At 61.9% G+C, this 23860-nt stretch carries 18 protein-coding genes and 1 tRNA gene; 10 read left to right on the plus strand and 9 right to left on the minus strand.

From position 1 onward, the window contains the following. Positions 1 to 159: 159 nt before the first annotated feature. Positions 160 to 1758 carry a glutamine-hydrolyzing GMP synthase gene (guaA, locus tag DWX63_RS07955; protein ID WP_117583320.1) on the minus strand — a complete coding sequence of 533 codons (1599 nt, stop codon included), beginning with the start codon at positions 1756 to 1758 and terminating at the stop codon, positions 160 to 162. Between the two features lie 267 nt (positions 1759 to 2025). Here guaA and DWX63_RS07960 point away from each other — a divergent pair, with 267 nt between their 5' ends. Then, positions 2026 to 3039, plus strand: a complete 1014-nt coding sequence (locus tag DWX63_RS07960) for an asparaginase (RefSeq protein WP_117843346.1) — start codon at positions 2026 to 2028, stop codon at positions 3037 to 3039. Between the two features lie 22 nt (positions 3040 to 3061). On the opposite strand, the gene DWX63_RS07965 is transcribed toward DWX63_RS07960, so the two are convergent. Continuing rightward, positions 3062 to 3280 carry a helix-turn-helix domain-containing protein gene (locus tag DWX63_RS07965; protein ID WP_035136926.1) on the minus strand — a complete coding sequence of 73 codons (219 nt, stop codon included), beginning with the start codon at positions 3278 to 3280 and terminating at the stop codon, positions 3062 to 3064. 76 nt (positions 3281 to 3356) lie between these two features. Between DWX63_RS07965 and DWX63_RS07970 the strand changes: the two genes are divergently transcribed. Further along, positions 3357 to 3746: a hypothetical protein gene (locus tag DWX63_RS07970; protein WP_117843347.1), complete on the plus strand. Its 390-nt coding sequence runs from the start codon at positions 3357 to 3359 to the stop codon at positions 3744 to 3746. Positions 3747 to 3755: 9 nt separating this feature from the next. Here DWX63_RS07970 and DWX63_RS07975 read toward each other — a convergent pair whose 3' ends face one another. The 6 genes from DWX63_RS07975 to DWX63_RS08000 all read right to left on the minus strand — a co-directional run bounded on the left by DWX63_RS07975 (position 3756) and on the right by DWX63_RS08000 (position 10335). Further along, on the minus strand, positions 3756 to 4139 hold the full coding sequence (locus DWX63_RS07975) for a DUF1648 domain-containing protein (protein WP_117843348.1): 384 nt from the start codon (positions 4137 to 4139) through the stop codon (positions 3756 to 3758). An 11-nt stretch (positions 4140 to 4150) separates the two neighbouring features. After that, the gene (ychF, locus tag DWX63_RS07980; protein ID WP_089572784.1) at positions 4151 to 5227 is read right to left on the minus strand and encodes a redox-regulated ATPase YchF; all 1077 of its coding nucleotides are present in this window, start codon (positions 5225 to 5227) and stop codon (positions 4151 to 4153) included. A gap of 114 nt (positions 5228 to 5341) precedes the next feature. Then, complete coding sequence (locus tag DWX63_RS07985) at positions 5342 to 6595, minus strand: 4Fe-4S binding protein (protein WP_117843349.1); 1254 nt, start codon at positions 6593 to 6595, stop codon at positions 5342 to 5344. 150 nt (positions 6596 to 6745) lie between these two features. After that, a complete protein-coding gene (locus DWX63_RS07990; RefSeq protein ID WP_117843350.1) occupies positions 6746 to 7813 on the minus strand; it encodes a glycerol dehydrogenase in 1068 nt (355 codons plus the stop codon). Positions 7814 to 7927: 114 nt separating this feature from the next. Further along, positions 7928 to 9028: a glycerol dehydrogenase gene (locus DWX63_RS07995; RefSeq protein ID WP_117843351.1), complete on the minus strand. Its 1101-nt coding sequence runs from the start codon at positions 9026 to 9028 to the stop codon at positions 7928 to 7930. Positions 9029 to 9111: 83 nt separating this feature from the next. Then, a complete protein-coding gene (locus tag DWX63_RS08000) occupies positions 9112 to 10335 on the minus strand; it encodes an iron-containing alcohol dehydrogenase (protein ID WP_089572776.1) in 1224 nt (407 codons plus the stop codon). Positions 10336 to 10835: 500 nt separating this feature from the next. Between DWX63_RS08000 and DWX63_RS08005 the strand changes: the two genes are divergently transcribed. The 4 genes from DWX63_RS08005 to DWX63_RS08025 all read left to right on the plus strand — a co-directional run bounded on the left by DWX63_RS08005 (position 10836) and on the right by DWX63_RS08025 (position 15355). Continuing rightward, positions 10836 to 11912: a hypothetical protein gene (locus DWX63_RS08005; RefSeq protein ID WP_117843352.1), complete on the plus strand. Its 1077-nt coding sequence runs from the start codon at positions 10836 to 10838 to the stop codon at positions 11910 to 11912. Continuing rightward, positions 11912 to 12955, plus strand: coding sequence for a hypothetical protein (locus DWX63_RS08010; RefSeq protein ID WP_117843353.1), 1044 nt, complete (start codon positions 11912 to 11914; stop codon positions 12953 to 12955). Before DWX63_RS08005 ends, DWX63_RS08010 begins: the two co-directional genes overlap by 1 nt. Positions 12956 to 13000: 45 nt before the next feature. Next, complete coding sequence (locus DWX63_RS11520; RefSeq protein WP_233514513.1) at positions 13001 to 15178, plus strand: MurT ligase domain-containing protein; 2178 nt, start codon at positions 13001 to 13003, stop codon at positions 15176 to 15178. Positions 15179 to 15278: 100 nt separating this feature from the next. Beyond that, positions 15279 to 15355, plus strand: a tRNA-Glu gene (locus DWX63_RS08025). 195 nt (positions 15356 to 15550) lie between these two features. Here the strand turns inward: DWX63_RS08025 and DWX63_RS08030 are convergent. Further along, complete coding sequence (locus tag DWX63_RS08030) at positions 15551 to 17638, minus strand: glutamine synthetase III (protein ID WP_117843354.1); 2088 nt, start codon at positions 17636 to 17638, stop codon at positions 15551 to 15553. A gap of 422 nt (positions 17639 to 18060) precedes the next feature. Here DWX63_RS08030 and DWX63_RS08035 point away from each other — a divergent pair, with 422 nt between their 5' ends. From DWX63_RS08035 to DWX63_RS08050, 4 genes are all read left to right on the plus strand, one after another. Further along, positions 18061 to 18933 (plus strand): methylenetetrahydrofolate reductase, encoded by an 873-nt coding sequence (locus DWX63_RS08035; RefSeq protein WP_117843355.1) that lies wholly within the window; start codon positions 18061 to 18063, stop codon positions 18931 to 18933. Further along, positions 18933 to 19721, plus strand: coding sequence for a hypothetical protein (locus tag DWX63_RS08040; protein WP_117843356.1), 789 nt, complete (start codon positions 18933 to 18935; stop codon positions 19719 to 19721). The genes DWX63_RS08035 and DWX63_RS08040 overlap by 1 nt, the downstream gene beginning before the upstream one ends. A 9-nt stretch (positions 19722 to 19730) precedes the next feature. After that, positions 19731 to 22289 carry a homocysteine S-methyltransferase family protein gene (locus tag DWX63_RS08045; RefSeq protein WP_199411154.1) on the plus strand — a complete coding sequence of 853 codons (2559 nt, stop codon included), beginning with the start codon at positions 19731 to 19733 and terminating at the stop codon, positions 22287 to 22289. Between the two features lie 108 nt (positions 22290 to 22397). Then, positions 22398 to 23762, plus strand: a complete 1365-nt coding sequence (locus DWX63_RS08050) for a PFL family protein (protein WP_117843357.1) — start codon at positions 22398 to 22400, stop codon at positions 23760 to 23762. Positions 23763 to 23860: the final 98 nt, after the last annotated feature.

Raw genomic sequence — 23860 nt, forward strand, 5'->3', positions numbered from 1 at the left:
AATGGCCAAAGAAAAAGCCTCCGTCCCAACATGGGAACGGAGGCTAGATCATCGTATTTACTCACCGCCGTCGCTGGCGGCTTTGCCGTGACTTTCGTACGAAACGAAACTCAGCGGCACAGTGCGGCACTCAAAATTGCAGGCCAGAACCCTGTCGTCCTACTCCCACTCGATGGTCGCGGGCGGCTTGGACGTAATGTCGTAGCATACGCGGTTGGCGCCAGGGACCTCGGCAACGATGCGGCCGGAGATGCGGGCCAGGACGTCGTAGGGCAGCTTGGCCCAGTCGGCGGTCATGGCGTCGCTGGACTCCACGGCGCGCAAGATGATCGGGCGCTGATAGGTGCGCTCGTCGCCCATAACGCCGACGGACTTAATGTCGGGCAGGACCGCGAAATACTGCCAGCAGCTGTGCTCGGAGTTGCGCTCGCCGGTCTGCTCAAACAGACGCTGGTTATAGGCGTCGAGCTCCTCGCGCACGATGGCGTCGGCATTCTTGAGGATCTCGAGTTTCTCCTTGTCGACCGCACCGATGATGCGGATGGCAAGACCCGGGCCCGGGAAGGGCTGACGGAACACGATGTGACCCGGCAGGCCGAGCGCAAGGCCAAGCGCGCGGACCTCGTCCTTAAAGAAGTGATCGAGCGGCTCGATAAGGTCGAAGTGCACGCCCTCGGGGAACGGAATCAGGTTGTGGTGGCTCTTGATGGTGGCCGTCTTGCCGCCCGTCTTGCGAGCGCCGGACTCGATGATGTCGGGGTAGATGGTGCCCTGAGCCAGGTACTTGACCGGCTTGCCATCGCACTCGAGCTGCTGAGCAACCGCGAAGAACTCTTTCCAGAACTGCGTGCCGATGATGCGGCGCTTCTCCTCGGGCTCGGTCACGCCGGCCAGAAGCTCGGCATAACGGTCCTCGGCGTGGACGTGGATAAAGTCGACGTCAAACTGTTTGGTGAAGACCTCCTCCACCTGCTCGGGCTCGCCCTTGCGCAGCAGGCCGTGGTTGATGAACACGCAGGTCATCTGCTTGCCCACGGCGCGGGCGCCCAGGGCAGCCACGACGGAGGAGTCAACGCCACCGGACAGGGCCAGAATCACGCGGTCGTCGCCGACCTTCTCGCGGAACTCGGCCGTCATGGTCTCGACCAGGTTGTCCATGCTCCAGTTGGGCTCCAGGCCGCAAATCTCAAACAGGAAGTTGCTCAGCAGCTGCTGACCGTACTCGGAGTGCTTGACCTCGGGGTGGAACTGCGTGGTGAAAATCTTGCGCTCGACGCACTCCATGGCGGCAACCGGGCACACGTCGGTGCTGGCGGTAACGGTAAAGCCTTCGGGCACCTCGGACACGGCATCGCGATGGCTCATCCACACGGTCTGCTCCATGGGCGTGGAGTTAAAGAGCTTGGCGCCGGCCGTGCGCGTGATGGTGGCGCGGCCGTACTCGCCCACCTCGGAGTGGCCGACCTTGCCGCCGAGCGTCACGGCCGTGATCTGATGGCCGTAGCAAAAGCCCAAGACGGGAAGGCCCAGGTCAAAGATGGCAGGATCGATGGACGGAGCGTCCTCGGCGTACACGGAGGCCGGGCCGCCAGAAAGGATGAGCGCAGAGGCGTTCATCTCGCGAATCTCATCGGCCGAGATGTCGCAGGGAACGATCTCGGAATACACGTTGAGGTCGCGGACGCGACGGGCAATGAGCTGACCGTACTGCGCACCAAAGTCGAGTACGAGGACCTTTGCGGAAGCCTTTTGATCCATGGTTTCCCCCTCTTGTTGGCGGGGAGCCGGTGCCCACCCGCGTGAATGAACGAAAATAACTTTCATAGTGTACACGTTATATGGGGTTTCTCGTCCCTCGCAGCCATCAGCGCACGGCAAACGCACGACCGGGGCCCTATTTGACGGCGATTGAAGTGTTACCAAACGTTACAGATGATGTAATACGTTTGAACATTGGACGCCCTGTGCCACAATACTGCCGAACGACTCCGCCTCTGCGGCGGCAAATACGATAGGAATACCAGCATGAAGCGCATCCTTCTCATCGCCACGGGCGGCACCATCGCATCGGCCGAGGACGGCAATGGCCTCTCCCCCGCCCTGACCGGCGAGGAGCTCGCCCAGAGCGTCCCCGAGATCTCGGGCCTCTGCGAGCTCGACGTCGTGCAGCCCATGAACATCGACAGCACCAATATGCGCCCCAGTGACTGGATGCGTATCCGCGACGTCATCGTCGAGGGTTATGCCGACCACGACGGCTTCGTGATTCTGCACGGCACCGACACCATGAGCTACACCGCGGCGGCGCTTTCCTACCTGATTCAGGACAGCCCCAAGCCCATCGTGCTCACCGGCTCGCAAAAGCCCATGGGCAATCCCTTTACCGACGCCAAACTCAATCTGTACCAGAGCCTGCTCTATGCGCTCGATGAGCATTCGCACGACGTCTCGATCGTGTTTGGCGGCGTCGCCATTGCCGGCACGCGCGCCCGCAAACAGCGCACCATGAGCTTTAACGCGTTCATTAGCGTCAACTATCCGCCCATCGCCTATATCCGCAACGACCGCATCGTGCGCAACGGGCTTCACGGCACGCATCGGGGCGAAAACCCGGTGCGTTTCTACGACAGCATCGACCCGCGCGTGTTTGTCCTTAAGCTCACGCCCGGCGTGAACCCAGGCATTCTGGACGCCCTTGCCGATAGCTACGACGCTGTAATCCTAGAGACCTTTGGCATTGGCGGTATTCCCGAGTTTGGCGAGTCCGGCGAGTCGTTCCAAGAGGCAATTTTCCGCTGGGTCGATTCGGGCCGCACCGTCGTTATGACTACGCAGGTCCCCGAAGAGGGCCTCGACCTGGGCGTTTATGAGGTCGGCCGCGCTTACGCCGATCATCCGGGCATTCTGCGCGGCGATGACATGACCACCGAGACGCTCGTGGCCAAAACCATGTGGGCACTCGGCCAGTCACGTGATGCGGCCGAGATTCAGCGCCTGTTCTACAGCCAAGTCAACCACGACCGCGTCCCGATGGCGTAATTCAGTTATCGACGGGTATCCCCTATTCGATCCCCTCGAGTAGCTCTGACACCGTCATGCCAAGCGCGGGCGCGATCTTAAATAGAACCTTGAGCGTGAAATTTGCCGTCCCATCTTCGATTCGGTCGAGGTAGGGTCGGCTGATTCCTGTCGCCACACAAAAATCAACCTTGGAGATACCAAGGTCCCTGCGTGTCTCTTCGACCCGCCTGCCAAGAATCTGTTTAGCACGTTCGTCCATGCAGACGAGTTTGAAATGGAGCCGAACATAAACGTAAACTATAGTTTACGTTTTGCCGAATACACAGGAGTTTTCTATGTCGGGTTCTTCGGTCCGCACGTACCGAGCCACGCTTCGCACAAACAGCGCACCGCCCAAGCTCGTCGTCGTTGAAGCCGAATGTCTTTCGCCCGATGAGCGCACAGCATTTGCATTGCTATCAAGTCGCGTAGCCGCCGTTCTGGTCCCTTGCCCGGCGCAAGGCGAACTTGCCATCCAATGCCAAGCGCACAGCTGCTCGCTCAATCAGGCTGCCGTAATCGCAACCAGCCAACGCGGTCTGCCCCTTCTCCTGGAAGCCGGTACCGCGCTCACCCTTCGCGGCGCCGGATACGAAAACGAGGCCGCCGCCGACATGGTCTTTAAACCACGATCGAGCGGCGGCCTCGCAGCAGCCATTGAATATGCGTGCAGGCTCGTTGACTAAAAGGACAAGCTAGAAACCAAAGCCAAAGCCCGTTCCGGTAATAGCCGAGTACATAAAGTAAACGTTGATCACGTTGAGGAACACACCCGTGATGCAACCGTTGCGCAGGTAGCGCTCGCACACGATGCGCGCCATGGCGGCGGAGTCATCATTGTTTTTAGCCTGACGTCCTGCCGTAAAGTACGTCGCCACGCTCAGCAGCAGGTTGAGCACCGGCAGTGCCAGCAGCTCGTAGCTCTTGCCCCAGCGCGTCACCTCGCCGGCGGCGTTAAACTTCGTTGCCACCTCGGGGCCAATGTTGGGGATAACACACGCTGCAACCACCAGCGGAATCACCGCAAGCACGAGCAACGCGACGCCCATGTAGCCAGCTTTTTTGCCGTATTTAAACATATGCGTCGTCCTTACACGTTAAAGCGGAAGTGCACGACGTCGCCATCGGCCATGACATACTCTTTGCCCTCGATACGCAGCTTGCCGGCGGCCTTGGCGCCCTGCTCGCCACCGAGCTCGATGTAGTCGTCGTAGCCAATGACCTCGGCCTTAATAAAGCCGCGCTCAAAGTCGGTGTGGATGACGCCGGCGGCCTGCGGAGCGGTCGCGCCCTGACGCACCGTCCAGGCCTTGACCTCCATCTCGCCGGCCGTAAAGAACGACTGCAGGCCGAGCAGCTTGTAAGCGGCCTGTGCGAGCACGTCCAGACCGGGCTGCTCCAGGCCCAGGCTCTCCAGGTAGTCGGCAGCGTCCTCGGGATCGAGCTCGGAAAGCTCGGCCTCGATCTTGGCGCAGATGGGCAGCGGCTTGACGCCGTCGATGGGCGCCAGGTCCTCGTTGAGCATGTCCTCGTCTACGTTGGCCACATACAGGATGGGCTTCATGGTGAGCAGGAACAAGCCCTTGGCAGCGGCGCGCTCCTCGTCGGTCATCTCCATGGACGCGGCGCGCTTGCCCTCGTTGAGCCAGGCAAGCAGGCGCTTGGCGACCTCGAACTTGGGCATGAGCTCCTTGTCGCGCTTGGCCTCCTTCTCGAGCTTGGGCAGCTGCTTCTCGAGCGTGCCCATGTCGGCCAGGATGAGCTCGGTCATGATGGTGTCGGCATCGCCGGCGGGGTCGACGAACTCGCCGGTACGGCCCACTTCGCGCATAACGTTGGGATCCTTAAAGTAGCGAACGACCTCGCAGATGGCGTCGGTCTCGCGGATGTTTGCCAAGAACTGGTTGCCCAGACCCTCGCCCTCGTTAGCGCCCTTCACCAGACCTGCGATGTCGACGAACTCGACCGTAGCCGGCACAATGCGACCCGGGTTGACGATGTCGGCGAGCTTTTGCAGGCGGCTATCGGGCACGTCGACGATACCCACGTTGGGGTCGATCGTGGCGAACGGATAGTTGGCGGCAAGGCCGGTCTTTTTGGTAAGCGCGGTGAACAGCGTCGACTTACCCACGTTGGGCAGGCCCACGATACCGATGGAAAGGGACACGACAGCTCCTTTTGGTACAAGCATTTCAAACTGCATAAGTATAGCGCCGCCGCAGCATCTGGGCTAACCCGGACGCCACGGCGGCACGAATGAAGCAGAGATAGGGGTCGCTGACTAGTCCGCGAGCTTCTCCACCTGATCGAGCATCTTGTCGAGCTTGGCCTTCGCCTCAGCCTTGACCTTCTGGGCTTCTTCGTGGGCCCTAGCCTTCTGGGCGGCCTTTTCCTCGGCCTCGGGATCGACGACGACTAGGTTGGATGCATCATGTTCAACCAACTTAAGCGCATGCTCGGGGCACACCTTGACGCAGGCTCCGCAGCCTAGGCAATACGTGGACTCCAGTGCAAAGCGGCCGCTTCCCACCAAATCGCAGGCAAACGTGGGGCACACGTTGACGCACTCGCCACACGACGTGCACTTGTCAAAATCGCATTCCGGCGTGCTCACCTGCATGTTCTGGGCAAGCTCGGGGTGGTTTTGCAACGTCGAGAGTACCAGCTGGCGGCCGTGCGTAAGCGTACGGCGACGTTTTGCCGTCGTGGCGCCGCACATGGTATTGAGCGTGCGCTCCAGCTGGGTAATCTGGTGGCGGTGGGCTTTGAGCTTCTGCGTCACCGAGGCCAGCGCCGCCGTTGCCGGGTTGAGCTTGGTCACGGTAAGGCCCGTGGTGCGGGCAATCTTATCCATGTACTCCTTGCGCTCGTACTCGCGGCGCTTATGACATTTGAGGCTCTTGGGGTCGACCTCCAGGCCCATGCCCGTACCGGCCCACTCCTCGGCGGTGGCGATGGCCTCGCCCAGAATATCCTCGCCACCGGTGTTGCGGCACTTATCGCACACGCCCAACGGCAGGTACACGCTCACGTTGGGATAGTCCGCCAGCACCGAGAACCAGGTCTCGGCCGTAATATCGCCCACGCAGGCGACGACGACCTCGTTTTCGCGCGGCATGCGCTTAAGGGCGCGCGTGCAGGTGACGTAGGCGGTCTCGTGGCTCGTGGCAGCAGAGACGATGTCGTCATACATGTTTTTGGGCGCCAAGCGCGGCGAGATGATCGCCTCGGTCGGACAGGCAGCGGCGCACAGGCCGCACTTGCGACAGGAGTCGAGGATCTCGATGGAGTCTTCCTCGACCTCGATAGCGTTGACCGGGCACACGTCCATGCACGCGGTGCAGCCGCTCTTTTCGTTTTTGCAGGTCAGGCACGGAATGGTGTTACCGCGCGGACGCTCCTTGTAGTCGGCAGGATTCCACTGCGGCGCCGACGGATCGAGTGCATCGGTCACACCGCCAAGCGGGTTTTTAAGAAAGTCGAAACCCTTGCTGATCTCGATAATGTCATCAAACAGATCGTGTTCCTGCGCCATGCGCGGCCCCTCCCTGAGCAGTGCAAACAAGCAAGAGATAATGATACGCTATCGGCCCACGCCTCGGGCAAATTACATGCGGCGCATCTTTGCGGCAAATAGCCTATGCCTATCGCCGCCTCGATTGCACAAGGTCGATCAAGTGCCAAGCTATGCTTCGCACATGAGCTGCACGAGCTGTTGTTTGGTCGCCTTGGCCTGCTCGTTGGCCATATTGCGCTCGTTTCTAAAGACCGCATTTGCAACACCCTGCAGATCGGCATCCGAAATCTCGCCAAGGCCCAGCTCCTCGAGCGTCGTCGGCAGGCCGACGCGCTGGCAGAACTCGAGCACCTGATCAAGCTCGGGCGCACGCTCCAGGCGCAGCTGAACCACCAAGCCAAATGCCACGGCCTCGCCATGCATGGCCTTGCACTCAGGCAGAATCGTCAGGCCGTTGGCGACGGCATGCGCCAACGCCAAGCCACCGCTCTCAAAGCCGACGCCCGAAAGCAGGATGTTGCACTCGATCAGGCGCTCAACCGCCGGCGATGTACGCCCCTTTTTGAGATCGCGCTTGGCAGCGACGCCGCATTCCATAAGCGTATCGTAGCAGGCACGTGCCGCGACCAGTGCCAAGTGCCCCGGCGCACCACCGTGCTCGTTCGCACCTCTCGCCGCGGCGCACGAACGCGCCTCGAAGTACGTTGCCAGCGCATCGCCCATACCAGCGACCGTCATACGCAGTGGGGCCGCCGCGACCACGTTGGTATCGACCACGACCAGGTCCGGATTCTTCTCGAGCATCAGGTAGCGGTCGAACGATCCATCCTCGTGATACAGCACCGAAATCGCGCTGCACGGTCCGTCCATCGAAGCCGCCGTGGGGCATACGCACAACGGCAGCTCGGCATAAAACGCTACTGCCTTGGCGATGTCGAGCATCTTGCCACCACCGATACCCACCACCATGTCGCAATACTCAGCCTGGGCTTCCTTAGCCATTTCGACAACGGCCTCTTCCGTACACGGACCGTCATAAATCTTAAAGAACGGCTCACTCAGATCGTCGTCCAGAAATCCATCGACGATCTGCCCGCACAGCCGATCCTCGGTGCCCTGGTCAAACAAGACATAGGCAGCGCAGCCCAACCATGACAAATACCTGCCCTGGCGCGAAAGCTCCCCCGGCCCCTGAACATACCGGCCGGGACCGCCGTAAACCATAGGAAGCGCCATACGAGAATCCACCCTTCATCAAACAACGATTGGTGCAAAGTAACCTGACCCCTTTGCACCTTAGCAAAAAAGGGGCAAAGCCATCTGTTGGCTTTGCCCCTTCCTTAGCTTGATTTACTCATCCATGAGATAGTAGTGGCCCAGCGCGTCGGCACCCAGGATGGCGTTTGCGACCATCTCGGGCGTCACCTCAAACGGCATGTTGCACATGGTGTCCTCGGGCACGCAAGCGGCCTCGGCAACGACCATGGCCTGCTCGCGCGTAACCTCGGCAACGCCAAGTTCCTTCATCGTGACCGGCAGGCCCAGCTCAATGCAGAAGCCCAAGACTTCCTCGAGCTTCTCAGTCGGGGCATCCTCGAGTACCAGCTGGACGATAGTGCCAAAGGCGACCTTCTCGCCGTGATACATGCCGTGGCACTCGGGCAGCATCGTCAGGCCATTGTGGATGGCATGAGCAGCAGCAAGGCCCGAGCTCTCAAAGCCAATGCCCGAAAGCAGCGTATTGGCCTCGATGATATGCTCGACGGCAGGCGTGAGCGCACCCTTCTCCAGCGCAACCTTGGCCTTGACGCCATCGGCCATGAGCGTCTCATAGCAGAGCTTGGCGAGCGCCAGGCCGGCCATTCCGCCCTTACCGCCAGCGCAGGTGCCGCCGTCGGCATCGTGCGTCGCCTGAGCCTCGAAATAGGTTGCGAGCGCATCGCCCATACCGGAAACCGTCAGGCGCACCGGGCTCGCCGCGATAACCGTCGTGTCCATAAGGACAATGTTGGGGTTTGCCTTAAGGAAGAGATACTTGTCGAACTGGCCGTCATCGGTATAGAGCACCGAAAGCGCCGAACACGGGGCATCGGTCGAAGCAATGGTGGGGCAAATGATAACCGGGGACTCCAGGTAATAGGCGACGGCCTTCGCGGTGTCGAGGATTTTGCCGCCACCGACGCCGACGATGATGTCGCAACCGTTGTCGCGAGCGAGCGCAACCAGGCGATCGACCTCGCCCTTGGAGCACTCACCGTTAAAGTCCTCAAACAGCAGCTCGGCCTTAGCCTCGGCAAAGCCGCCCTCGATCTTGGCGCCGACGCGCTTCTTGCCCGAAGGCGTCACGATGACGAGGGCCTTAGCGCCAAGCGGCTCAACATAAGAGCCGAGCTTGGCCAGCTCGTCCGGGCCCTGGATGTACTTGCTGGGGCTATTGAAAATTGCAGCCATAACTATCCCATTCTCTAAAAGAAAAAAGAAAGGGGCTCCGTACGGATACGTGCGGAGCCCCTCGTTACGATAACAAGAGTCGATTAGAAATCGATGTCGGTGTCGTAGTAGCAGGCCTTGAGGATCTTCTCGAAGTCGGCAGCCTTGGTCTCACGCGGGTTCTCGGGCGTGCAGGCGTCGGTCTCGGCGTTCGCAGCGATCTCGGGCAGCTTGGCGAGGAACTCCTCCTCGGAAACCATCTGCGGGTTCTCGGCGTCGACCTTCACGCCACCATTCGCGTAATCCTTGATGGACTGCGGAATGTTGAGCTGGTCATTGAGGTCGCGAATCTTCTGGACGAGCGCAGCGATGAGCTCCTCGTTGGTCTCGCCGGGAAGGTGCAGGATCTCCTTGGCCACGTAAGCGTAACGCTCAGCAGCACGCGGATCCTTGGAGTTCCACTGGATAACCTTGCCCAGGTACATGGCGTTAGCGGCACCGTGGATGATGTGGCCGTTCTCGAAGGCAGCACCGGTCTTGTGAGCCATGGAGTGAACGATGCCGAGCAGGCCCGAGGAGAAGGCGATACCGGCGATGCACTGAGCCTCGTGCATGTGCTGACGGGCCTCATGGTCGCCAGCATAGGACTTGGGCAGCCACTCGACGATCTCGCGGATGCCGTGCAGGGCGTTGGCGTCGGTGAACATAGAGGCGCAGGTGGAAACGTAGGCCTCCATGCAGTGGGTCAGAGCATCCATGCCGGTGTGAGCGCACAGCTTGGCGGGCATGGTGTAGGTGAGCTCGGGGTCGACGATGGCGACATCAGGGGTGATGTTGAAGTCGGCCAGCGGGTACTTGATGCCCTTGGCGTAGTCGGTAATGACGGAGAACGCGGTGACCTCGGTAGCGGTGCCGGAGGTAGAGGAGATGGCGCAGAAATGAGCCTTCTGACGCAGCTCCGGGAAGCTGAACGGCTGGATGATGTTATCGAAGGACTCCTCGGGATACTCGTAGAAGACCCACATGGCCTTAGCGGCATCGATGGGCGAGCCGCCACCGATGGCGATAATCCAGTCGGGCTCGAACTCGCGCATGGCCTCGGCGCCCTTCATGACCGTCTCGATGGACGGGTCGGACTCGACGCCCTCGAACAGCTTGACCTCGAAACCGCCTTCCTTAAGGTCGTTCTCGACGTCCTGCAGGAACCCGCCGCGGCGCATAGAGCTGCCGCCAGAAACGATGATGGCCTTCTTGCCCTTGAGGTTCTTCACCTCGTGGCGAGCGCCCTCACCAAAGTACAGATCGCGAGGATTGGTAAAACGTCCCATACTGTGCCTCCTAAACAAGCCCCTCTTAGACTTGCGTATATAACGGAGCACCCGATTGGCTCCGTTAGGACCGGTTTGCGCGTTGCCGGCGATGACAATGCGCGATGTCTAAACGTCTCGACGCTCAGACAAACACTATTCTACCGTTCTGGTTGGTCAGTTATTCACCTAAAGCCGACAATGATGAAACGTTTTTTCTATCCCTGAAGACCCTTGTGGGGCATTCATACTCCCAAGCTGGGCAAACGTTTTATCAAGGTTGACCACATATCCCGGGCAGGACGGTGCTCCTCCAAAATGCGCCCCGTTCGCCGCCAAAAATCGACCGTTTGCGGCACCGTGATACCACTCAGTCGTCCAAGGTGCCGACATTTGTGCGACATCCGTCTTCGTGGTGCAAAGGTGCATGTCCAAGTGCGGCACCCCCGGTGTGCCACATGCGGGTAAACTAGAACCTTATATAGAGACATTTGAACCCTAACCGCAGCAAAGGAGGCCCCATGGCATTCGATCCCATTCAAGAGGATTGCCATCGCCTCGTTCTTGAGGCCTTGCGCCGCGACAATATCCCGCTCACCGACGGCCCCGCCGTCGAGCGTCTGATGGAGCAATTCACCCGCAACCCCGCGCCGCTCATCGTGCACGACCGCGACCGCGCCGGGCATCTGATTGCCAAGGTGGTCGAGGCCGTCGACTACCGCATTCCCTTTATCCCCGACGACGCCCAGGCAGAGCAAGAAGAGGCCGCTGCCGAGAACATGCTTCGCGAGGCCGCCGCACTCGATCCGGCCAACTGGGATGCGCAGCGCATGCTGACGGCCCTCACCGCTGACTCCAACGAGGAATACGTACAGTACTTGGTATCCAAGTGCGATGAAGTCGAACACGACCTGGCGCTCAAGATTGCCTCGGCGCAGGACCCCTACGAGCGTGAAGCCGCAGGCGACCTTATGCGCCGCCCCTACCTGCGCTGGCTTGCCGCCCTTGCATCGCGCTCCCTCATTAGCGGACGCTATCGCATGTCGTTGGATGCCGCGAATCGCAGCCTGGACTTTGCGCCCAACGATCCTGCCGGCGTCCGCCATACTGCGATGCTTGCCATGGCAAAGCTCGAATACCCCGCCGAGGAGCTCAAGCGCTTTCGCTCCGCTCACTCCGTGCCGTACCTCGCGAATACCCCGCTGCGCCGCCGTCCCAAGGATGCAGAGCGCGACTTGGACCCGTGGACGCTCATCGCACTGATGAGCGCAGCCTGGCGCGAGCTGGACTACGAGAGTGCCGAACACTACCTGCGTATCCTTGTGCGTTCGTGCCCCCACGCCGCCGAGGCGCTCTACTTCCAAACCGAGTTTCCCGATGGCGTCTATGCCCGCGTTAACGTGGGCGTGGGCTCGACCGACGAGTTTGTCCTTGCATTGTCCGAGGCGACGCCGGTACTGCAGGAGGGCCTGGGCGCTCCCGACAACGCCAGCTTTGCCGCCTGGGTCGCCACCAACGACATCGTGCGCTCCCAGATCGACGAGCGCATCCTGCGCGCAGCCGAGCAGGGGCTTCCATTTAAGGGAGGGGACCTCTAATGGATCCGAGCGTCTACATCCCCGCCTACTTGGAGCGCACCTATCTGGCATCGCACCCCGAGCTCACCGATGCAGCACGCGAGCTTGTCCATAACGACATTAGCGCGAATCCCCAAAAGTATGCGCAGTCCGAGCATGCCCAGGCGCTGCTGTCCTATGCCGGTGTTCATCGCCACCTGCTCGACGAGCTCCGTCGCATCGAGGACATGGGCAGCGACGAGGAGTTCGAGCAGACGCGCAATCGCCTGTTCGACGATATGCGTGATGAGCTGCTCAAGATCGTCCGCATCGATGCGCTGGCCGTCGATGCCCAGCTGCTCGCCATCATTTTGGCGGACACGCCCGTTGACGCCTGCCTGGGCGACCTGATGAAGCTCGAGGCGAGCACGGCCGACTACCTGCAACAGAGCGTGCCCGGGTTTGATATGGAGGCCCCGCACTATTGGGCCAATAATGTTTTGGCCGACGGTGTCACCGCAGCGGACCTTACCGTGAGCGAGCCGGCCCTTATCGGGTGGCTTCACACACTCGAGGCCATCTCGCAGCTGTGCATGGCGAGCGCTCGTTACCGCGCCGCCGCCAACTATGCTCGCCGTGTCCTTAAGGCGGAGGGCTATCCCACCCGGGCCGCCGGCACCGTATTGCTTGCCCTCGCCCGCTTGGAAGACCAGGACGGCTTTTTTGCCCTGGCGCATCAGCTCGAGGAACAGATGGGGGCAGACGCACTCGAAAACTCTCCTTGGTACCTGCTCGCCCGCACGATCTTGCTGTTCAAAACAAACAAGATGCGCCCGGCGGTGCGTGCGCTGCGTGAGTTCGCTAACCGCTGCGAGGGCGGCGCGTTCTTCTTGCTGAATCCCATGTACCAGACGCCGTATCTTCCCTGCCGACCCGAGCCGCGCGACCCCTGGGACCTTTCGCACCAGGCAGTTTGGGAGGCCGACGGCATTATCTCGGACACCCCCGACTTTGCCCCCTGGGCCAACGCCTGCGAAGATGTATCGCAGCTCGCCCAGGAATTTGCGCGCCGCTACGGCTTTTAGCGACGCGATCGCCCCGACCATGTCATCTATGTTAGGAACGGCTTCATGAACCTCCGCTCATCTCTCGCCTGCACCTCGAGCGATATCGCCCGCTGGGGACTGCGCTCTGTCCTCAAACGCCAGGGTGGCGTGCTTCCCGGCCGCATCGCCATGAAGATCGACCCCGAGCTGCTAAGCGACCTCGCGAGCCTGGTCGACCGCAGCGTGGTGATTACCGGTACTAATGGCAAGACCACCACCTCCAACCTCATCGCTGACGCCGTTGCTGCCAGCGGCGCTACCGTGGTGTGCAACCGTGCCGGCAACAATATGGAGCCTGGTGTGGTGGGTGCTCTGCTCGAGGCCCGCGGCGGCCTTAAGCACACCAGCAGCGGCAAGCGCGTGGGCGTTTTTGAGTGCGACGAGCTCTACACCGTACGCGTTCTGCCCAAGCTCAAACCGACGTACTTTGTGCTGCTCAACCTGTTCCGCGACCAGCTAGACCGCTACGGCGAGATTGACCATACCCAAGACGTCATCGCCCATGCGTTGGAGCTCTCTCCGACGACAACGCTCATCTACAACGCCGACGATCCGCTGTGCGCCTCGATCGCCGCGCGCGTCCCCAACACGAGCATCGCCTTTGGCATCGACGGCGCCACGGGCACCGAGTCCGACCGCATTAGCGACTCGCGTTTTTGCTCGCAGTGCAACGCCCCGCTGGAATACGACTATGTGCAGTACGGACAGCTGGGCGCCTATCATTGCCCTTCGTGCGGCTGGGGTCGCCCCGCGCTGCTCCGCCGCGTGACGGGCGTTGAGCTCGGCTGCGACGGCTACGGCTTTGACCTGGCCTTTGGACCCGAGGTCAACGCGCCCGCCGTGCACATCGCCACGCGCTACAACGGCCTGTACATGGTCTATAACGTCGCCGCCGCCTTCTTTGCGGCGCACGAGCTGGGCGTGGACGCGGCGCACCTGCAGCCCACGCTTAATGCCTACGTGCCCGCCGGCGGACGCATGGGCCGCTGGGATATTGCCGGCCGCACCGTCGAGGCCAACCTGGCCAAGAATCCCGTGGGCTTCGATCGCCAGATCCAGTCCATTAAAACGGCAGGTGGCAGGCTCTGCGCCTTCTTCCTAAACGATAACGATGCCGACGGCCACGATGTCTCGTGGATCTACGATGTCGACTTCGAGCGCATCGCCGACACGCCGGGTCTTGTCGCCTTTGCCGGAGGCACGCGTGCGCACGACATGCAGGTACGCCTCAAGTACGCCGGCATCGATGCCGCGATTATCTCGGACGTCGCGCAGGCGATCGGCGCCGTGGCAGACGAGGCCGCCGATGACACCTTCTACGCCGTCGCCAACTACACGGCCTTCCCGCCGTTAGTCAAGGAGCTCGACGGGCTTAAAGACGACGATGCAAGCTCGATTGTCTCCCACGCCGTAACGCGCGCCGATGGTAGCGCTGTCCCCACCGATATTGCGCCGGTCGAGCTTTCGCGCCCGTTGCGCATCGTCTATCTGTACCCCGATGCCCTCAACCTCTACGCCGACGGCGGCAATGTCATCGCCCTCGAGCGCCGCTGCGCCTGGCGCGGCATTCCCGTGCGCGTGGACGAGGTCCGCATGAGCGAGTCGCTCAATCTCACCGATGCCGATATCGTCATGATGGGCGGCGGCTCCGATCGCGACCAGCTGGCCGTGGCACACGAACTGCTCGCTCAAAAAGACAAGGTCGCGGCCTATGTTGAGGATGGCGGCTCGCTGCTTGCCATCTGTGGCGGCTATCAGCTGCTCGGCCGTTCGTACTATATGGGCGAGGATCGCATCGAGGGTCTGGGCGTCATTGCCGCCGAGACTGTGCGTGGCTCCGACCGCCTGATCGGCAACGTCGCCGTCAAGACCGACCTGGCACCCGAGCCCTTTGTCGGATTCGAGAACCACGGCGGCCGCACGCTTTTGGACGCCGATGCCACGCCGCTCGGAACGTCCGTCGTCACTGGCACCGGCAACAACGGCGACGACGGCTTTGAGGGTCTGATCTACAAGGGCGTGATCGGCACGTACCTGCACGGGCCGGCGCTGCCCAAAAACCCCGAACTCGCCGACTGGCTGATCGCGCACGCCCTCGAGCGCCGCGGCGATGCGCAGGCCACAGCCCTGCTGCCGCTCAAGCCCCTCGACGACACCTACGAGCGCGCCGCCCACGACGCCGCCATGAAGCTCCTCCCCTAGCACCCCACCACCACAAAGGGGACAGGTACCTTTGTGGTGGTTTTCCAGTTTGCCAACGATATACGCGCCGGCAAAAAAGTCTGCTATACTCTTTCCCGCTGTCCCCATCGTCTAGCGGCCAAGGACGCCACCCTTTCAAGGTGGATATCGCGGGTTCGAATCCCGCTGGGGGCACCACAGAATCTGAGAAGCCCGTTACCAATTCGGTAGCGGGCTTTTTGCTACCGATATGCCGGGATTCGAACCCGACAGGGTGCGGATCCCGGCAAATCGGCGGCAAAACGGACTCCAAAGCGTCCTTCGCAAACAAATAGCCGGGGCCCGCGCGATGCGGACCCCGGCTCAATACCGTGACGATATGTCAGTTACGCCCTACACGTAGAACAGGATGTCGTCGTAGGTCGGAACCGGCCAGTAGTCGGCAGCCACGATCTCCTCCATGGCATCCACGGCGGCGCGCAGCGTATCCATAGCGGGAACGACCTCGTGCGCATACACGTTGGCCTGCTCCTGACCATCGAGGGCCTCGGCCTTCTGATGCACGGCGTCGAGCGCCTTGATGGAGTCGTTGATGGTGGTGATGCCGTTGCAGAGCTTGTTGAGCGTGTTCTGCTCGCACTGCATGGCGGCATCGGCACCGGCGGCACGGATTGCCTCCAAGCCCTTGGCGACCTTGGTGGCATAGGCGGTAATGACCGGGCGATAAGTACGACGCGCCTCGCGAATCATCGTGGTGGCCTCGATGTTCATAAGCTTGTTGTACTTCTCGAGCTTGCAGTCGTAGCGGCACTGGGCCTCGGCGCGGGTCAGGACACCCGTCTCCTCAAAGAGCGCAATGGCCTTATCGGAAACAAAGGCGGGCAGGGCGTCGGCCGTGGTCTTGTTGTTGGCAAGGCCGCGCTTCTCGGCCTCGATGGGCCACTCGTCGGAGTAACCGTCGCCGGAGAACAGGATGCGCTGGTGATCGGTCAGCACCTTCTTGCAGTACTCGAGCGCGGCGTCCTGGAACTTATCCTCGGGCGTACCCTCGAGTGCGTCGGCGAAGGACTTGAGCGACTTGGCCACGGCGGCATCGAGCACCAGGTTGGAGTCGGAGACGTTCTGCTCAGAGCCGCAGGCACGGAACTCGAACTTGTTGCCAGTGAAGGCGAACGGGGAGGTGCGGTTGCGGTCGGTGTTGTCTTGCATCAGCTTGGGCAGGGTATCGGCGCCCAGGTCGAGCACGCCGCGCGTGGCATGGACGGAAGCTTTGCCATCGATGATCTTCTCGACGACCTCGGTAAGCTGGTCGCCCAGGAAGATGGACATAATCGCCGGAGGAGCCTCGTTGGCGCCCAGACGATGGTCGTTGCCGGCCGAGGCGACGGAGGCGCGCAGGAGCTCCTGATAGTTATCGACGGCCTCGATCACCGCAGTGAGGAAGACGATGAACTGCAGGTTGTCAAGCGGAGTGTCGCCCGGATCGAGCAGATTCTCGGACTCGGTGCCGAGCGACCAGTTGTTGTGCTTGCCCGAACCGTTGATGCCCTCGAACGGCTTCTCGTGCAGCAGGCAGACCAGATCGTGGCGGGAGGCGATGAGCTTCATCTTCTCCATCATAACCAGGTTCTGGTCGATGGCCTCGTTGACCTCGCCATAGACAGGGGCGAGCTCATGCTGGCAGGGGGCAACCTCGTTGTGCTTGGTCTTGGCGGGAATGCCGAGCGCCCACAGCTCGTTGTCCAGGTCCTTCATATAGGACGAGACGGTGGGGCGGATTGCGCCAAAGTAGTGCTCCTCGAGCTCCTGGCCCTTGCAGGGAGCGGCGCCAAAGAGCGTGCGGCCGGTGATGACTAGGTCCTTGCGCTTGCGGTAGGCGTCCTTCTTGATCAGGAAGTACTCCTGCTCGTCGCCAACGGAAGGAACGACCTTCTTGGGGGTCTTGCCGAACAGCGCCAGAACACGCTTAGACTCACGCGAGAGCGCAGTCATGGAGCGCAGCAGCGGGGTCTTCTTGTCCAGGGCCTCGCCCGTGTAGGAGCAGAAAGCCGTGGGGATGCACAGGACGTCGTCCTTGATAAAGGCGGGGCTGGTGGGATCCCAAGCGGTGTAGCCACGGGCCTCGAAGGTGGCACGCAGACCGCCGTTGGGGAAGCTGGAGGCGTCCGGCTCGCCCTGGATGAGGTTCTTGCCCGTAAACTTGGTAATGGCGGTGCCGTCGTGGTTGGGCTCGAGGAAGCTGTCGTGCTTCTCGGAAGTAATACCCGAAAGCGGCTGGAACCAGTGCGCGTAGTGCGTCGCGCCCTTGGAGATGGCCCAGACCTTCATGGCGTGGGCAACGGCGTTGGCCACATCCAGGTCGAGCGGCTCACCGTCCTCGAGGGTTGCAGCAAGGCGCTTCCAAATGTCCTTGGGGAGGTAGTCCTTCATGACTTCCTCAGAGAACACCATGGTCCCGAAGCGGTCAGTAAGATCGGCCATACGGAACTCCCTTCGTATCGGCACCGCGTGAGATGCGGTGTTGATTACTAACGAACGAGTCATAGCTTAGACTCGCCGTGTTTCCGCGACATTACCGTTATGTTGCTGTCGCGAAACCAATCAATGAGGTTACCGCATCACAGCGGCGCTGCCGCCCTTAATGGCCAATCAACTGTATAAATTGCAGACCTCTCCCCATAGTTTAAGGGTAGTCAATTTGGGATGGGGCTTTATTAACTGGTATTTCGCATCAGATACCATTCAATATAGCCCTTTCCTACATTGCCCGCTCTGCTATAGGCAATGCCGATAGCAAGGCATCTTTGATTGGTATCCCTAAATCGCGAGTAAAACTCCACCGTGGCACAGCGGTGCTGTAGAATCCTTAACACATCGCACTAAAGCATCTAAAGGAGCACGATATGCGCGTCGACGAGGTTTTTAAGCAGGCAGCATCCCAGGGCACCACTCCCGTTTCGTTTGAGATGTTCCCGCCCAAGGGCGAGCTTACCCTCAACACGGCTCGCGAGGTGGCAGGCAATCTGTGCAAGCTTTCGCCGAGCTTTGTCTCGGTCACTTGTTCCGCTGGCGGCTCGGGCAACGGTGCCACCACCGCCCCCATCGCGCATATGATTACGAGCGAATTCGATACGCCCTCGGTGGCGCACCTCACCTGTGTGGGCCGTACCCACGCCGATATCGCCGCCAAGATCGATGAGTACCGCACCGCCGGCGTGGAAAACATCCTGGCCCTGCGTGGCGATCTCCCTGCCGGCGCGACCGAGGACGACAAGCCCGCCTCGGACTACGCCTACGCCCGCGACCTCATCCCCGAGCTCGTCGACGCCGGCTTTTGTGTGGGCGCCGCAGCCTACCCCGAGGGCCACATTGCCTGCGAGGATCTCAACCTCTCGGTCGAGCACCTCAAGCAAAAGCAAGACGCCGGCGCGAGCTTCTTTGTGACGCAGCTCTTCTTTGATAACGAGTGCTTCTATCGCTTCCGCGAGCTTGCCGACAAGGCCGGCATCACCGTGCCCATTACCGCGGGCATCATGCCGTTTATGGGCATGTCGCAGATCAGCCGCATGGTCTTTATGTGCGGCGCGTCGCTGCCCTCCCCCGTCATCAAGATTCTCGCCAAGTACGAGAACGACCCCGAGAGCCTGCAGGCAGCCGGTGTAGATTATGCCGCCCGTCAGCTTTGCGACCTTAAGGAGCACGGCGCCGCCGGTCTGCACCTGTACACTATGAATCGTCCTGCGATCGCCGCGACTATTATGGAGCGCCTGGGGTAATGGAAAAACCGCACATCGATACAACCGCTGTCGAAGTGCCGGCCGACTTTGCGTCGCCGGCGCTTTACCGTGTCGATGCTGCGCACCATCCCCGTGTCGACCGTGCCGAGATGCTGCGCTATCTGGGTTACGGCGGCCAGCAGATTGAGCCCGAGCTGTCACGACGTATTGAGCTTGTAGTCGAGCGCCTGGAACTGGACATTGAGCCCCGTGGCGTGCGCCGCGTGTTTGCCGTCGATGCCACGGGCGTGGACGAACAAAGTGAGCCTTGCATTCGCTTGGTCGGCACCAACGTTGAGCTGCGAGGTCGCGATATCTATCGACATCTCAAAGACGCCCGCTTTGCCGCGCTCATGGCATGCACCCTCGGCATGGACGCCGAGCGTCGCCTGCGCACCACGGGAGCCCAGCAGCCCCTGGAGGGAGCCGTGCTCGACGCCGCATGCTCTGCCTATGTAGAAGCCGCCGTCGAGCAGATGGACCAGCAGGTCAAGGCTGCGGCCGCCGCACACGGACTCGCCGGCAACTGGCGCTTCAGTCCCGGCTACGGCGACTGCCCGCTTACGGCACAGCGCTCAATCGTGGACGCGCTCAACGCCACGCGGCTCATCGGGCTTACCGTCACGCCCACCAGCCTGCTCATGCCCACCAAGAGCGTGACCGCGGTGATTGGTCTGTTTGACGGCGAAGTCCACGACGCCCAGAGCCGCCCCACCTGCAATATCTGCCGCATGCGCGAGCACTGTCGCTTCCGTGCCGCCCACACCACCTGCTATTCCAGCCATTAGGAGCCCTCGATGTTTACTCCGCTTATTACTCATGATCTGGACGGTGCTGCGCTGGCGGCACCTGTCAATGCCGCGCGCTGCAACGGCGCCGCGTACAAGACGCGCACGATCGACGATCTGCGCATTAAGGACGATCGCCTGCGTGCGGCCATCGAGGGCACGGGGCACTTGCTGTTCGACGGCGGCATGGGCACCATGTTGCAGGCCGCTGGTATGAAGGCAGGCGCCCTGCCCGAGCTGCTCAACTTTGAGGAGCCCCAGGTCATTACCGACATTCAGCGACAGTACGTCGAGGCCGGCTGCGACGTGATCACCGCCAACACCTTTGGCGCCAACGCCCACAAGCTCGACGGTACCGCCACCGTGGCAGATGTCTTTGCCGCCGCTGTCGCCTGCGCCCGCGCAGCCGGTGCCCACTACGTCGCCGGCGATATCGGCCCCATCGGCGCGCTGCTGCGCCCCTTGGGTACCCTCAGCTTCGACGAGGCCTACGACCTCTTTGCCGAGGAAGTGCGCGCCGGCGTCGATGCGGGCGTGGACCTCTTTATTATCGAGACCATGACCGACCTTGCCGAGATCAAGGCGGCCGTCCTCGCCTGCCGAGAGAACTCCGACCTGCCCGTCTTTGCCACCATGACCTTTGAGGAAGACGGTCGCACGTTCCTGGGCACGAGTCCCGAGGTGGCCGCCATCACGCTCGACGCCATCGGCGCCGACGTTTTGGGCATCAACTGCAGCCAGGGACCGGCCGAGCTCCGAGGGCTCGCCGCACGTATGCTCACCGTTACGGACAAACCCGTTATGGTGCAGGCCAATGCGGGACTGCCCCACGTGGACGACGACGGTAATACCGTCTTTGACATCCAGGCCCCCGAATACGCCAAAGCCGTCGCCGGCATGATTGAGGACGGCGTGAGCGTCGTGGGCGGCTGCTGCGGCACCACGCCGGCGCACATGGCCGCCTTGCGCACGCTTATCGATAACCACACGCCCAGTCCGCGCCACCGCAAGCCCAGCATGTCGGTCACAAGTGCCCAGACTGTGGTGGACCTTCCCTGCGACGGCCACAAGATTGCCGTCATCGGCGAGCGCATCAATCCCACCGGCAAAAAGCGCCTGCAGCAGGCCCTGCGCGACGGCGACCTGGACTACGTCGTGAGCCAGGGCATCAGCCAGCAAGAACAGGGCGCCGACATCCTGGACGTCAACGTGGGCCTGCCCGAGATCGACGAGGTCAAGGTCATCCAGCAAGCGACCGAGCAGCTCCAAGGCTCCACGCTGTTGCCGTTGCAGATCGACTCTACCGACCCCGCCGCCGTCGAGGCCGCCGTACGTCGCTACGCCGGCAAGCCCATCATCAACTCGGTCAACGGCAAGCAGCAGATCATGAACGAGATCTTCCCGCTGGTCGCCCACTACGGCACCAACGTCGTCGGCCTCACGCTCGACGAAGGTGGCATCCCCGATACCGCCGAGGCTCGCTTCGCCATCGCCGAGCGCATCGTGACCGAGGCCGCCCGCTACGGCATTGGCCCGGACCGCATCCTCATCGACTGCCTGGTCATGACCGCCTCGACCAATCAACGCCAGGCCGAGCAGATCCTGCGCGCCATGTCCCTGTGCAAGGAGCGCCTGGGTGTCAAATGCGCGCTCGGCGTGTCGAACATCAGCTTTGGCCTGCCCGCTCGCCCGCTGCTGGGTTCGGTCTTTTTGGCCGCCGCCTTTGGCGCGGGCCTCGATGCCCCCATCATGAACCCGGGCTCCAAGCGCTTTATGGACACCGTCTACAGCTATCGCGTCCTGAGCGTTGAGGACGAGGGCTCGACCGGATACATCGAGCGCTATGCCGGCTGGACCGATCCGTACAAGATCGCCGCCAACCCGGCAGCGGCTCAGGCCGCATCGAGTGATGCCGCGCCCGCTGCCGGCACCGCCGGCACCGACGGCAACGACGACCCGATTCGTCGAATGGTCGTCTCGGGCCGCAAAGGCGAGATCGCTGCCGAGACCGAGCGTCTGCTGACAGACCACGACGCCATGGACCTTATCAACAATCACTTTATCCCCGCCCTCGACGAGGTTGGCGTCCTCTTTGACCAGGGCAAGTTCTTCTTGCCGCAGCTTATGGCCTCGGCCGAAGCCGCACGCGTGGGCTTCGACACCATCAAGCGCCTGATGCCCGCCGGCGAGATCGCCGACAAGGGCAAGATCTGCGTGGCCACCGTCAAGGGCGACATCCACGATATTGGCAAGAACATCGTCAAAATGCTGCTCGACAACTACGGCTACACCGTCTTTGACCTGGGCCGCGACGTCGATCCGCAGGAGGTACTCAAGACCGTCAAGGAGCGCGATATTAAGCTCGTCGGCCTCTCGGCGCTTATGACTACCACGGTCGTCGCCATGGAAGAGACCATCAAGCTGCTCCATACCGAGGTTCCGGGCGTCAAGATCATCGTGGGCGGCGCCGTGCTCACCCCCGAATACGCCAAGCAGATCGGCGCAGACTACTATGCCAAGGATGCCGCCGAAAGCGCGCGCATCGCCGAAGAGGTCTTTGGGCAGTAACACAACGGAAACAACCGTGCACCAAAACGTGCCGCATGCGTCACTTGGCACGTGCGGCACGTTAGAATAGATAAGACTATGCTCGTTTTGGCAGATAGGAGCGCAAGGATGGCGATCACGCCCGCAGAAATCGCGGAAACCCGCGGCATGGTTGAGGAGCAGAACCTCGACATCAGGACCATCACCATGGGTGTTTCGCTCATGGGTTGCGGTGACGAGAACCTCGACCGCATGTGCACGAAGATCTACGACCACGTGACGCACACGGCTGAGCATCTGGTCGAGACCGCCGAGAACCTCGAGCGCGAGTACGGTATCCCCATCGTCAACAAGCGCGTTTCCGTCACCCCGGTGGCCCAGATCGCCGCGTGCTGCAAGGATGAGGACCTCACCCCCATCGCGCACGCCCTCGACCGCGCGGCCGAGACGCTCGGCATCGATTACCTGGGCGGCTTCTCCGCGCTCGTCCAGAAGGGCATCGGCGACGCCGACCGCCGCGTCATCCAGTCCATCCCCCAGGCGCTCGCCACCACGAGCCGCGTCTGCTCCAGCGTCAACGTCGCCAGCCTGCGCGCCGGTATCAACATGGATGCCGTGCTCATGGCCGCCCAGACCATCATCGATGCCGCTAAACTCACGGCCGACCAGGATTCCGTCGGCGCTTCCAAGTTTGTCTGCTTTGCCAACATGGTCGAGGACTCCCCGTTTATGGCGGGCGCCGTCCACGGCGGTGGCGAGGCCGACGCCGTCATCAACGTAGGCGTCTCGGGCCCCGGCGTTATGGCCGCAGCCCTGGAGACGCTGCCCGATTCCGCATCGATGATGGAGGTCGCCGAGAAGATTAAGCAGACCGCCTTTAAGATCACCCGTGCCGGTGAGCTCATGAGCCGCGAGGCCGCCCGTCGCCTGGGTGTCGAGAAGGGCATCGTCGACCTGTCGCTGGCGCCTACGCCTGCCATCGGCGATTCCGTTGCCCGCATCCTCGAGATCATCGGTGTTGGCACCTGCGGTGGCCCGGGCACGACCTGCGCACTCGCCATGCTCAACGATGCCGTCAAGAAGGGCGGCGTTATGGCCAGCTCCAGCGTGGGCGGTCTCTCCGGCGCTTTCATCCCCGTGTCCGAGGACGCCGGCATGATCGCCGCCGTCGAAGCCGGCGCGCTTTCGCTCGAGAAGCTCGAGGCCATGACTTGCGTGTGCTCCGTTGGCCTGGACATGATCGCCATCCCCGGCGACACCCCGGTCGAGACCATCGCCGGCATCATCGCCGACGAGATGGCCATCGGCGTCATCAACAACAAGACCACGGCCGTCCGCGTGATTCCCGCCATCGGCAAGGGCGTGGGCGACTGCGTCGAGTACGGCGGCCTGTTCGGCCGTGCGCCCATCATGCCGGTGAACCCCAACGCCGGCACCGTGCTTGCCCATCGCGGTGGACGCTTCCCGGCGCCGCTGAACTCGCTGAAGAACTAGCCTAGGGATACGAGGCGAGGAGCCCCGCCGCCGGGCGGCAGACATATAAGGTCGCCTGCTCGGACAGTCCTGACTCGCACGGAGAGCACATTAAGTGC

It is taken from the genome of Collinsella sp. AF20-14LB, assembly GCF_003459505.1.
In the GTDB taxonomy this organism is placed as follows: domain Bacteria; phylum Actinomycetota; class Coriobacteriia; order Coriobacteriales; family Coriobacteriaceae; genus Collinsella.